Annotated in this window: 11 protein-coding genes; 3 read left to right on the top strand and 8 right to left on the bottom strand. The window is 77.1% G+C overall.

The window, feature by feature from the left end:
• Nucleotides 1-144 precede the first annotated feature (144 nt).
• Genes MLUT_RS23380 through MLUT_RS22415 form a run of 3 tightly spaced genes read right to left on the bottom strand, consistent with a single transcriptional unit; the run spans nt 145 to nt 3,538 of the window.
• Nucleotides 145-2,412 (bottom strand): FtsX-like permease family protein, encoded by a 2,268-nt coding sequence (locus MLUT_RS23380; RefSeq protein WP_111763550.1) that lies wholly within the window; start codon nt 2,410-2,412, stop codon nt 145-147.
• Nucleotides 2,361-2,693 (bottom strand): hypothetical protein, encoded by a 333-nt coding sequence (locus tag MLUT_RS23480; RefSeq protein ID WP_012751127.1) that lies wholly within the window; start codon nt 2,691-2,693, stop codon nt 2,361-2,363. Before MLUT_RS23480 ends, MLUT_RS23380 begins: the two co-directional genes overlap by 52 nt.
• Before the next feature lie 2 nt (nt 2,694-2,695).
• Nucleotides 2,696-3,538, bottom strand: a complete 843-nt coding sequence (locus MLUT_RS22415) for an ABC transporter ATP-binding protein (RefSeq protein ID WP_010079926.1) — start codon at nt 3,536-3,538, stop codon at nt 2,696-2,698.
• 165 nt (nt 3,539-3,703) lie between these two features.
• On the opposite strand from MLUT_RS22415, the gene MLUT_RS22410 reads away from it, so the two are divergent.
• Entirely contained in the window at nt 3,704-4,279 is a 576-nt protein-coding gene (locus MLUT_RS22410) for a TetR/AcrR family transcriptional regulator (RefSeq protein ID WP_010079927.1), read from the top strand.
• Nucleotides 4,280-4,292: 13 nt separating this feature from the next.
• On the opposite strand, the gene MLUT_RS22405 is transcribed toward MLUT_RS22410, so the two are convergent.
• The 4 genes from MLUT_RS22405 to MLUT_RS22390 all read right to left on the bottom strand — a co-directional run bounded on the left by MLUT_RS22405 (nt 4,293) and on the right by MLUT_RS22390 (nt 8,465).
• The gene (locus tag MLUT_RS22405) at nt 4,293-4,559 is read right to left on the bottom strand and encodes a hypothetical protein (RefSeq protein ID WP_010079928.1); all 267 of its coding nucleotides are present in this window, start codon (nt 4,557-4,559) and stop codon (nt 4,293-4,295) included.
• Nucleotides 4,560-4,906: 347 nt separating this feature from the next.
• Entirely contained in the window at nt 4,907-5,599 is a 693-nt protein-coding gene (locus MLUT_RS22400; RefSeq protein WP_012751126.1) for a response regulator, read from the bottom strand.
• 56 nt (nt 5,600-5,655) lie between these two features.
• On the bottom strand, nt 5,656-7,077 hold the full coding sequence (locus tag MLUT_RS22395) for a sensor histidine kinase (RefSeq protein WP_012751125.1): 1,422 nt from the start codon (nt 7,075-7,077) through the stop codon (nt 5,656-5,658).
• 179 nt (nt 7,078-7,256) lie between these two features.
• Nucleotides 7,257-8,465 carry a nitronate monooxygenase gene (locus MLUT_RS22390; RefSeq protein ID WP_010079930.1) on the bottom strand — a complete coding sequence of 403 codons (1,209 nt, stop codon included), beginning with the start codon at nt 8,463-8,465 and terminating at the stop codon, nt 7,257-7,259.
• A 263-nt stretch (nt 8,466-8,728) separates the two neighbouring features.
• On the opposite strand from MLUT_RS22390, the gene MLUT_RS22385 reads away from it, so the two are divergent.
• Nucleotides 8,729-10,186, top strand: coding sequence for an L-lactate permease (locus MLUT_RS22385; RefSeq protein WP_010079931.1), 1,458 nt, complete (start codon nt 8,729-8,731; stop codon nt 10,184-10,186).
• Nucleotides 10,187-10,256: 70 nt separating this feature from the next.
• Here MLUT_RS22385 and MLUT_RS22380 read toward each other — a convergent pair whose 3' ends face one another.
• A complete protein-coding gene (locus MLUT_RS22380) occupies nt 10,257-11,450 on the bottom strand; it encodes a sensor histidine kinase (RefSeq protein ID WP_010079932.1) in 1,194 nt (397 codons plus the stop codon).
• A 207-nt stretch (nt 11,451-11,657) separates the two neighbouring features.
• Between MLUT_RS22380 and MLUT_RS23925 the strand changes: the two genes are divergently transcribed.
• Complete coding sequence (locus tag MLUT_RS23925) at nt 11,658-11,834, top strand: hypothetical protein (RefSeq protein ID WP_010079934.1); 177 nt, start codon at nt 11,658-11,660, stop codon at nt 11,832-11,834.
• Nucleotides 11,835-11,988 lie beyond the last annotated feature (154 nt).

Genomic DNA, 11,988 nt, shown 5'->3' with positions numbered 1-11,988 from the left:
TAGGGTGCGCCCGGGACTCCGTCACGAGGTCTCGGGCGCGTCGCCGGGACGGGATCTTCTGCGGAACTGACCCTTCTGAGGCGGGATCGGACGCCCAGAAAGGTCAGTTCCGCAGAAGATTCCCAGCGGCACCGCCCCGCCCGCTCACACCGCGGCCAGTCCCGCCACGGGGCTCAGCCGGGCCGCCCGACGCGCGGGCAGCAGCGACGCCGCCAGCCCGGCCAGCGCCGCCACGGCCACCACCAGCCCGAGCTCGAGCCACGGCACGACCGGGCGCACCGCGGTCCCGGCGCCCGCGGTCGCGGAGAGGTCGGCGAGGACCAGCTGCGCCCCCGCCCAGCCGTAGAACACCCCGAGGGCGCAGCCCAGCACGGCGGCCACGGCCGCGATCAGCACGGCCTCGATCGCGATCGCCCCGCGCAGTCCGCCTCGCGTCAGACCGAGGGCCCGCAGCAGCGCGTTCTCGCGCGTCCGCTCGATCACGGACAGGCTCAGCGTGTTCGCCACGCCGATCAGCGCGATCAGCACGGACACCGCCAGCAGTGCCACCACGATCCCGAGCATCGCGTCGATGATCCGGGCGTAGAGCGCGCGCTCGCCGGCCCCGCCGTCGATCACGGCCGCCCCGGCGCCCGCGGCCCGGGTCACGTCCTCGCTCAGGCCCTGCAGGCGGTCGACGGGGACACCGGGGTCGAGCGCGACGAGCAGCTGGCCCGGCACGGCGGCGTCCGCGGCCCCGTCCCACCCGGCCTCGCGCAGCGGCTCGGCCGCCACGTACACGCCGGAGCTCAGCGAGCCCGCGCGCACCGGGACGAACGTCCGCTCGGTTCCCGCCACCTCAGCGCGGACCGGATCCGCGTCGACCCAGTCGGGCACGAGCGCCGTGCCGGGGTCGCCGAGGCCGGTCACGCCCTCGGGCAGGCGCGCGACGACGGCGCGCAGGTCCGCGGCCGGCGTCGCCAGCACAGGGGACCCGTTCTCCGTGGCGCCCACCGGGGTGGCCAGGGCCACCGCCTGCACGTCCTCCGTCGCGGCGACGGCCTCGGCCGCGCGGGCCGGGTCCGCGTCGGCGGGCAGCTGCACCACGAGGTCCACCGGGTAGGCGGTGTCCAGGGCGAGGGCCGTCTGCTCCTGGGCGGTGCGCCCGCCGGTGAGGAACAGCGCCACGAGGGTGGTGCCCACGAGCAGGGCCGCGGCGGTGGCGGCGGCGGTGGCGGCGGTCCGGGACCGATGGCGCACCGCGTTCAGCCCGGCCAGGCGACCGGGGACGCCCGCCGGACGGGCCAGCACCGCCGCCCCCCGCACCGCGGCGGGCACGAACAGCCGCGCCAGCAGCAGCACGCCCACGAAGGACAGCGCGCCGCCGCCGATCGCCGAGACCGGCTCCCGGACGGACACGCCCCCCAGCATGAGCGCGGTGCCGCCGACGGCCAGCACCAGCCCGATCGCCGTGCGGACCCGGCCGCCGCGCGATGCGGCGGTCACCTCGTCCTTGGGCCTCAGGGCCTCGAGCGGGGCGACGCGCGTCGCGGCCACCGCGGGGGCCAGCGCGGCCAGGACCGTCACCGCCACGCCCACGGCCACCGAGACGGCGAGCCCTGCCGGGTGCAGCCCGAACGTGAGGAACGGCAGGTCCAGCATCGCGCGGGCGGCCGCGGCCACGCCGGCCACGATCGCCACGGCGAGCCCGGCGCCCAGCACGGAGCCCACCACGCCCACGACGGCGGCCTCGGTCAGCACGGAGGCCCGCACCTGGGCCGTCGTCGAGCCGACGGTGCGCAGCAGCGCGAGGTCACGGGTGCGCTGGGCCACGAGCACCTGGAAGGTGTTCGCGATGACGAGCGCGGTCACCAGCAGGGCCAGCGCCGCGAAGCCGCCGAGCACCCAGCCCAGCAGGTCGGTGCCGCCGCTCAGCTGCGTCACCGCGGAGCGCACGGCCTCGTCCGGGGTCGCGACGTCGACGTCCACCCCGGCCGCGGTGGCCTCGGCGCGGGCGGCCTCGGCGACGGCGGGGACGTCCGCCCCGTCGGCCAGGCGCAGCAGCAGGTGGGGGGTGAACCCGGCCTCCCCGTCCTCGCCCTGCACCGCGGTCAGCGCCGCGGGCGAGGCCCACACCTGCGCCTGCCCGGAGAGCATCGGGTCGGGTGAGGGCTCGGTCAGGCCCGTGACCACCGCGTCGACCGGCGTGGTGGCCGAGGCCGGCCCGGACTCGCCCGCCAGCGCGACGACGTCGCCCACGGCCACCCCGTGCCGGTCCGCGGTCTGCGCGTCGAGGGTGACGCCGCGGGCGTCGTCGGCGGCGGGCAGGGCGCCGGCGGTCACGGTCAGGCCCGCCAGGGCCGGGTCGCGGGGCAGGGGCATCACCGTGGCACCGAACTCGGCGTCCGCGGCGCGGGCCGTCGCCCACGCCATCCGCAGGGCGTACGCCTCCTCGACGCCGTCCAGGCGGGCCAGCGGGCCGGGCTCGGCGGAGAGGTGCCGGCGAGGTCGGACACGTCCTCGGACCCGCCCGGCAGGACCACGAGGTCGGCGCCGGCGTAGGTGCTGCCGAGCGTGGCGCGCAGGGTGGCCTGCGCCGTCGAGGAGACGAGGAAGGAGGCCGCGAGGAACAGGGTGCCGATCAGGATGGCCAGCACCAGGGAGACATAGCGGCGCGGCTGGGTGCGCAGCTGGGAGAGGGCGACGGTCCACACGGTCAGCGCACCCCGCCCTCGGCCGGGGCGGACAGGGCGGTCAGGGCCGCGGTGACGGACTCGACCGTGGGGTCCACGAGCTCGCCGGCCAGCCGGCCGTCCGCGAGCAGCACGACGCGGTCGGCGGCGGAGGCGGCCACGGGGTCGTGGGTGACCATGATGACGGTCTGGCCCATCTCCCGCGCGGACCGGCGCAGCAGGCCGAGCACCTCGGCGGAGGTGGCGGTGTCCAGGTTGCCGGTGGGCTCGTCCCCGAACACGACGTCCGGTCGGGTGAGCAGGGCGCGGGCGACGGCGACGCGCTGCTGCTGACCGCCCGAGAGCTCGTGCGGGCGGTGGCCCAGCCGGTCCGCGAGGCCCAGGGTGCGGGTGATCTCGTCCAGCCACGCGCGGTCCGGGGCACGGCCGGCCAGCTCGAGCGGCAGCACGATGTTCTGCTCGGCCGTGAGCGTGGGCACGAGGTTGAAGGCCTGGAACACGAAGCCCACGCGGTCGCGGCGCAGGCGGGTCAGGGCGGTGTCGTCCAGCCCGGTGATCTCGGTGCCGCCGATCCGCACGGAGCCCGAGGTCGGCGCGTCCAGCCCGGCCAGGCAGTGCATGAGCGTCGACTTGCCCGAGCCCGAGGGCCCCATGATCGCGGCGAACGCGCCCGAGGCGAAGTCCACGTCCACCCCGCGCAGGGCGTGCACCTGCGCGTCACCGCGCCCGTAGGCGCGGGTGAGGCCGCGGGCGCAGACGGCGGGCGCCGTCGTCGTGGTGGCGGACGACGACGGCGTGCCCGGCCCCGGCGTGACGGGGCCGGGGGTCGTGGGGGAGGCGGGGTGCGAGGTGGGTGGGGTGTCCATGGCGGCCACTCTCCCGCGCGGACCCGGCGGGGCGGATCGGAGGAGGGGACCACCTCCGCGGGCGGCGGGTCATGCCCGGGGATGAGGCGGGCCGCCGGGGCGTGGACCCGAGGGCGTCAGGCCCCCGCCGCCGGGCGGTGCGGGGCGGAGTGGGATGATGGGGACATGAGAGCCGACGCCCGCGCCAACCGCCAGGACCTGCTGGCGGCCGCCGGCCGTCTCATCGCCACCCAGGGGGCGGCGATGTCCCTGCGTGGGGTGGCGCAGGAGGCCGGGGTCGGCGTGGGCACGCTGTACCGGCACTTCCCCACGCGTCGGGATCTGTTGGACGCCGTGCTCGAGGACGTCGTGGCCCGCACCGGGGGGATCCTGCAGGCCTTCCTCGACGGGGCGGGCGGGGCCGAGCACGGCGGCGGGGCCGAGGCGCGGTGGCGGCGGCTCGCCGAGGACCTGGGGGCCGTGAACCTGGCCTCGCTCGCGGCGGCCCGGGACGACTTCGACCCCGCCGACCGGCCGCCGGAGGCCCTCATCGCCGAGGCCGAGCGTGTGATCCTCGAGCTCGCGGACCAGGTGGTGGCCGAGGCACGGCGGGCCGGGCTCGTGGGCCCGGACGTGACCGGGGCGGACTACCTGTTCGGCCTGCTCATGGTCACCCGGTCGCCGGAGTGCGCGCTGCCGGGCCACGGCCCGGACCAGCAAACCTGGCTGCTGGGCACGTACCTGCGCGGCCTGCGGCCCTGAGGGCGCGGCACGGTCAGTCGCTGGAGGCGTCGTCCTCCAGGGCGGGGCGGGCGGTGGCCCACGCGACGGCGCCGGCGAGCAGGCCGGCGCCCGCGGTGAGCGCCAGGCGGAGCAGCCCCTCGACCCCCGTGAACAGGCTCAGGCCCAGCATCACGACGGCGGCCGTCACCAGCGCGACGAAGAAGGCCACGCATTCGCTGTCCCGCTGCGCCTGTTCGGCGGCTGGGTCGGAGGCGCGGGACGTCGTCGGGATGGGGTGGTCCAGGATGCTGCCGGTCATGGTGCCTCTCCTCCAGTGCGCGTCGGGCCGGGGCGGCCGTCGGCGCGTGCACCCCGGCGGCGGACCCGCTGCGGGGCCTGCGTCCAGCATCGGGGAGCGGGTGGGCGCACCGGCAGGGCCATGAGGATGAACCTCGGGGCGCCCGACTCATACCCAGGTATGACCTGTGATTGTGCTGGCAGGTGCCTGGGGGGAGACTCAGGGAGGGGCCCCGCCGCCCAGGCCGACCGTCGAGGCCCGCAGACACGCCGCTACGACGTCGGCGTAGCGGCGTGTCTGCGGGCCTCGACGAGGGGTGGGGCAGGGGTGGGGCAGGGGCTGGAGCGGGGGCGTTCCGGAACGGCAGGTCAGAACTGCACGAGGCCCGCGCGGTGGGCGATGAGCACGGCCTGCACGCGGTCGCGGGCGCCGAGCTTCGCCAGCACCCGGCCGACGTGCGTCTTCACCGTGGCCTCGGAGAGCACGAGCTCGGCGGCGATCTCCAGATTCGCGGCGCCCTGCGCCATGAGCACCAGCACCTCGCGCTCGCGCGGGGTCAGCGACGCCACCGCCGCCTGCTGCTCCTCGCACTCCGCGCTGCGGACCTGGTCCGAGCGCAGGCGCGGGGCCATGTGTGTCAGGAGCCGGCGCGTCGTGGACGGGGCGATCACGGCGTCGCCCCGGTGGACGGTGCGGATCGCGGCGAGCAGCTCCTCGGGCGGGGCGTCCTTGAGCAGGAAGCCGCTGGCGCCCGCCTCGATCGCGTCGAACGCGTACTCGTCCAGGTCGAAGGTGGTCAGCACCACGACGCGCGGGGCATCCGGCCGGCGCAGCAGCGCGCGGGTGGCCTCGATGCCGTCCATCTCCGGCATGCGCACGTCCATCAGCACGACGTCGGCACCCGCCACCGACACCGAGGCCACCGCCTCGCGCCCGCTGCCCGCCTCCGCCACGACCGTCAGGTCCGGCTGCGAGTCCACGAGCATGGCCAGCCCGGAGCGGATCAGCGCCTGGTCGTCCACCAGGGCCACGCGGACGGGGGCGGTCTCCTCGGAGCTCATGGGGTCATCCTCTCAAGTCGGGCGGGGTGAGCGGGCGGGGCGGGGGCGGCCACCCCTCACACCGCCGAGTACGGCAGGTGGGCGGACACGCGGTACCCGGCCCCGACGCGCGGCCCCGTCTCGAGCGTCCCGCCGAACAGGGCCACGCGCTCGGCCACCCCGCGCAGCCCTTGACCCGACCCCCGGGTGCCGGGGTCGGCGTCGGCGCCGCGCCCGTCGTCGTCGGCCTGGACGTCCAGGCCGCGCCCCGTCCAGGCGAGGGTGAGGAACGCGCTGGCCTGCGGGCCGCCGTGGCGCAGCGTGTTGGTGAGCGCCTCCTGCACGATCCGGTACGCCGCCAGCTCCCCGCCCGGCGGCAGCGGGCGCCGCGGGGCGCCGGTCTCCAGCAGGGACACCTCGAGCCCGGACAGGCGCATCGTCTCGATCAGGGCGGGCACGTCCGCGAGGGTCGGCTGGGGGTGGTGGCCGGGAGGCTGACGGGCGCCGCGCCCGTCGCGGGAGGCGACGTCGGCGGGCAGCCGGGTCCGGCCCGTGCCGGGGGTCGTCCCCCCACCGCTCGTCCCCGCGCCCGCCGCCCCCTCGTCGGCCGCGCCCGCCGCCGGGCCGGGGGCGCCGTCGTCGGGGGCGACGCCGGGCACCCCGGCCACGGTCTCGCCGGTCTCGCGGAGCACCCCGAGGAGCTGGCGCATGTCCGCCAGGGCGGCCCGGCCGGTGAGGCCGATCGTGTCCAGCGTGGCCACGGCCAGCTCGGGCTTGGCGGCGGCGGCGTACCGGGCGCCGTCGGCCTGGGAGATGATCACCTGCAGCGAGTGGGCCACGATGTCGTGCATCTCGCGGGCGATGTGGTTGCGCTCGTCCGAGGCGGCGAGCCGGCGCTCCTGCAGCGCCATGGTCTCCAGGCGCCGGTTCCGATCCTCGAGCGCGCGCACGGCGAGGCGGCGGTGGCGGACGACGTCGCCGAACGCCCACGCCGTGAGCACCACGGCCGCGCAGCCGAACACCATCACCAGCAGCGCCTCGAGGCTGGGGTCCACCGGCTCATAGACGCCGTCCGGCCGCATCACGGGATCCGGGAAGAGCCCCACCCGGATGCCGTTGGCCACCCCGCCCAGCAACGCCGCGACGAGCCCCGTGAAGGACGCCCAGCGCGGCGCGTTGGCGGCGAGGTTGTAGACGGTCATGGGCACGAGCACGAGGGCCAGGCTGAACTCCGGGCCCGCCACCAGGTGGGCCACGGCCGCGGCGGCGACGGCGGCGGCCGAGGCCACGGGCCGGACCCGGCGGAACGCCCACGGGGCGATGAGCGCGAGCGCGATCAGGATCGAGGCGACGATGCTGCCCGGCGTCGGGCCGGCGAGCGAGCCGAGCATGACCCACGGGGTCAGCCCGAGCACCGCGAACAGCAGCACCGAGACGAGGACGTCCGCGCGCACCGGGTGGGCGCGCATCCACTGGTCGATGCGGTGCAGGGGGTTCACGCGGGCCAGCCTAGGCGGCGGCCCGGGGCGGGGGCGTCAGCCCGCAGGATGACCCGCCCCGTGCTTTCGCTCGGGAAATCGTCGCTACGACGGGCCGGAATCGGGCCGGTAGCGACGATTTCCCGAGCGAAAGCGGGGAGGGGGATGGGGAAGGGGGAGGGGACGGGGAGGGAGCTCGGTCAGGGGGTGAGCCCGGCGACGACGTCGGCCGCCCCCGCCTCCCGGGCCGTGTGGGCCTGCGTGCCGGCCCACAGGTGCACCCGCTCGAGGTCGCCGGCGGTCGCGGCGGCGGCCCGCAGCCCCGTGGTGAGGGCGTTCAGCTCGGGGTAGGCGGCCGGGGCGTCCGGGTGGGCTGCCGCGAAGTCCGTGGCCAGCGTCCGCGCCCAGCGGCCCGTGTACGCCCGGGTCAGCACGGTGCGGGCGGCGCCGTCGGGCCCGACGAACCCCTCGCCCGTCGCGCATCGGCGGATCCCGGCCCGGTGCGCGGCGGAGGTCCCCGCCTCGGCGGTGAGCAGGAACGCGGTGCCCGCGGCCACGGCGTCCGCGCCCGCCACGAGCAGCGACCGCACGTGCGCGGCGGCGCCCACCCCGCCGGCGGCCACCACCGGCACCCGCGTCCCGACGACGGCGCGCACCTGGGCCAGCACCGAGGGCAGCTCTCGCTCCACGGGGTCGGCGGCCGGGTCCAGGGTGCCGCGGTGCCCGCCCGCCCGGTGGCCCTGCACCACCAGGAACGCGACGCCGTGCGCCCGGGCCGACCGCGCCTCGTCCGCGTCCGTCACCGTGACGCCCGCGGGGATCCCGGCGGCCGCCAGGCGCGCGAACACGGCCGGCTCGGGCAGCCCGAACGTGAAGGAGACCAGCGGCCACGCCTGCTCCTCGGCCGCCGCCAGCATCGCCGCGAACTCCGCCCGCTCGCGCGCCGGGTCCGGGGTGACGTCGTCGGAAGAGGGCAGGGTCGGCGCACCGCCCGCACCTTCCGCCGCGGCCCCGCCGGCCGCCCGCTCGCCCTCCGCCGTGAGGCGCTCGCGGTACGCCGCCACGGCCGCCCGACGCTCGGCGCGGGCCCGCTCCGTCCGGGCGGCGCCCGGGATCGCGGTGTTCACGGCGTCCGGCACGAACAGGTTCACGCCCCAGCGCCGGGCCGCGTCGGACCCGTCCACGCTTCCGTCCCCGCCGCCCAGCAGCCCGCGCAGCGCGTCCACCTGCTCGCGCACCTGCGCGACGGACCGCATGCCGCCGGCGAGGAACCCGCCGCCTCCCGCCCCCACGACGGCGGCCACCAGCTCCGGCGTGCTCGGGCCGCCGGCCATGGGGGCGGCCAGCACGCGGGCCGGCGGGATGAGGCGGGCGCGGACGACATGGTCGGGAAGCTGCGCGGCAGACATGGGGCCAGCGTAGGACGACCCGCCCCGCGCTTTCGCTCGGGAAATCGTCGCTACACCGGGGCGACATCGGGCCGGTAGCGACGATTTCCCGAGCGAAAGCGGGGATGGAGGGGCGCAGGGGCGGGGATGGAGGGGCGCAGGGGCGGGGATGGAGGGGCGCAGGGGCGGGGATGGGGGACCCGCCCCGACGCACCCGGCCCCGACCCCCGGCCCGCGGCCTACACTTACATTGGTCCCGTCCGTGGTCCGATCAGGGGGTGCCGGTGCAGGTCCTGCTCGCGCTCACCCCCATCCTGCTGACGCTCGCCCTGCTGCTCACCCGCCTGCCGGCGTGGGTGGCGCCGGCCGCGGGCGGCGTCCTCGCCGCCGCGTTGGCCCCCACGGTGTTCGGGGTGGACCCGGGCGTGCTGGCCGCCGAGGTGGGCCGGGGCGTGCCGACCGTCGTCGAGATCCTGGCGATCATCGCCGGCGGCATCACCCTGTCCCGCGTGATGGAGCACTCCGGTGCGCACGCCCGCCTGGCCCTGTGGCTCTCCGCCGGCAACGGCCCCACCCTCGCCACGGCCCTGCTGATGGTGCACGGGATCATCCCGTTCCTGGAGACGGTCACGGGGTTCGGCGTCTCGCTGATCGTGGGCGTGCCGCTGCTGCTCGGCCTGGGGTTCACGGCGTTCCGCTCGGCGCTGCTGGCGGTGCTCGCCCTGACCATCGGCCCGTGGGGGTCCATGGCGCCGGGCACCCTCATGGGCGCGCGGCTGTACGACCTGGACTTCCAGGCCGTCGGCGTCACCGCGGCGCTGTTCAACCTGCCCGCGTCCCTCGTGGCCGGCGCCGCCACCGTGCTCCTGCTGCGCGGCGCCCAGGGCATGCGCGGGGACGGCGAGCCGGCGCGCACCGTCCCGTGGCTCGCCGTGGGCCTGCTCTCCGGGGCGGCCCAGTGGGCGCTGATCCTGGGCGCCAACCTCTCGGTGGGCACCGCGCCGGCGGGCGCCGTCGGCACGTTCGTGCTCACCGTGGCCTGGCTGCTGGTGATCCGCCGCGGCCGGCTGACCCCCGGACCGGGCCGGGACGTGGTGCCGTACGTGACGCTCATGGCGGGCACCGTGCTCGGCACCACCGTGGAGGACGCGCTGGGGCTGACGGGGGTGCTCTCCGTCGTCGGGACGCCGGCCCTGTGGTCCTTCGTGGCCGTGGGCGCCGGGGTGGCGCTGCTGGGGCTCGGCCCGCACGCCCGACGCACGGTCCCCGGCGAGGCCGCGCGGCTGTGGGTGGGCACGGCCATCCCCAACGCCCTCTACGTGGCGTTCGGCCTGACGCTCTCCGCGGGCGGCGTCTCCCAGGCGCTCGCGGGCGCGCTCAGCGGGATGGGTCCGGCGTACCTGGCGGCGATCCCCGTGATCGGGGCATTCTCCGGGTTCGTCACCGCCTCCAACACCGGCGCGATGGCGCTCATGGGGCCCCTGCAGATGGACACCGGCGCGGCGCTGGGGGTGCCGCCCACGTGGACCAACGGCCTGCACAACGCGGCGGCGGGCTGGGGCATCATCGCCGGCCCGGCCCGCATCCAGGTGGCGCACGCGATGGCGGTGGGCGCCCAGACCCCCGAGATGCCCGGCTGGGCCGTGAGCCGCCGCGCCCTGCTCGCGGTGCTGCTGCCTGCGATGGTCGTGGGCATCGCGCTCATGTCCCTGCTCGGGCTCGCCGTCCTGCCCCGGGTCTGACGGACGACGACGGCGCGGCAGGTCTCGGGGCGGGCTGCGGTCCGCGGGGGCGCACCGACGGCGCGGCGGGTCAGGCCTGCGCCGCCCGCTCCTGGGACGGGAGGGTCACGTCGAGCACCCACGAGCCGTCCACCGGGCCGTGGGTGATCCGCCCGTCCAGGATGCGCACGCGCTCGTCCATGCCGGCCAGCCCGTACCCGGAGTGCGGTGCCGGCTCCTGCCGGCGGCGCGCCGGCAGCGGGCTGCGCGCGAGGACGGAGGTCTCGCAGCCGTCGTGGCGGATCTCGACGTCGACGCGCCCGCCCGGCTCGGCGTGGCGCAGGACGTTGGTGCTCGCCTCCTGGACGATGCGCCGCAGCGTGTGGCGCAGGGAGTCGGGCACCTCGGCCTCGGCCTCGAGGCGGACGTGGACGTCGAAGCCGGCGGCCGTGAGCCGGTCACGGTACTCGGCCACCAGCTCGCGGACGGGCAGCGGCGGCTCCGCGTCCTCCGCGGGGCCCAGGCCCGGCGCGGAGCCGCGCAGCACGCCGAGCATGGTGCGCAGGTCCGTGAGCGACTGCCGGGCGGTGTCGGCGATCGCCTGCTCCACCTCCGTGCGCTGCACGGGGGAGGTCACGGTGGGCAGCATGCCGGCCTGGAGGGCGATCACGGTCAGGCCGTGGCCCACCACGTCGTGCAGCTCGAGGGCCAGGCGGTGGCGCTCGTCGCGCTGGGCCTGCTCGAGCTGGGTCTGGCGCTCCTCGGCCAGGCGCAGGGCGGAGTCGAAGCGGCGGGCCAGCCAGCGCAGGCCCAGGCCCGCGGCCACGCCGAGGGCGGCCGAGACCGCGAACGCGACCGCCGCGGCCGTGGAGAAGGAGCCGAGGACGGGACCGGCGATGACGAACCACGCGGCGAAGAGCCCTCCGGCGAGCAGCAGCAGGCCGCGCTGCGCGCTCAGCCCGAGCATGAGCGCGGCCCCGGCGAACACGATCGAGAGGGCCTCGTAGTCCCACCACCGCGCCCCGGCGGTGAAGGCGATCGCGTAGGCGATGACCCCGAGCGGGGCGTGCTGGGTGATCAGCCCGATCAGCAGGTACTCGCCGGCGAGCTGGGGGAGTGCCTCGGCGGCGGTCACCCCGGTGCCGGAGAACGCGAGGACCACGTCGATCCCGAAGACGACGGCGAGGCTGATCCACACGATCAGCCGGATGCGCAGGCTGAGGCGGCGGGCGCCGAAGGGGCCCCACACGGGGGAGTCGGGACGACCGATCGACACCGTCGCCATGGCCGTCCTCCCCCCGTCTCCGCCCCGCCACGTCCGGCGGGCGCACCGCGACTCCCGTCCATCGGGACGGTGCCACTTTTGTCTTGAGGACGACTCTACCTGTGGATCATGTACAGGAACCGAGCCGTCACGAAGATGGAACACGTCACGAGGAAGACGCCGGAGCAGCAGGCCCGGCGACTCGGACCCCGCACCTCAGGAGTCGCCATGAAGAAGCTCGTCACCGCCCTCGCCCTCACCGCTTCGCTCGCCGCCGCCGGGGCCGCTCCGGCCGCCGCGCAGGCGACTCCGGTCGAGGGGTTCCCGGTGACGGCGCCCGTGTCGGCCAAGGGCCAGGAGGGCGCGGACAACATCTGGTGCCTGATCCTCAATCGCTGCCGCTGAGCCCGCCGCGCCGCCCCGCTCCTCCGTCCGCCCGTCCTGCCTCGAGCAGGGCGGGCGTTCGTGCGTCCGGGGGCGTCGGAGAAGGCCGCGCCGAGCCGGTGCCGCGCCGAGCGGAAGTGAACCGACGTCGCGGCGAACCCGCCCGTCCGGCGTC

Source organism: Micrococcus luteus NCTC 2665 (assembly GCF_000023205.1).
Lineage (GTDB): Bacteria > Actinomycetota > Actinomycetes > Actinomycetales > Micrococcaceae > Micrococcus > Micrococcus luteus.
The sequence above is the reverse complement of the archived record's forward strand: the minus strand, read 5'-3'. Positions and strand labels throughout refer to the sequence as shown.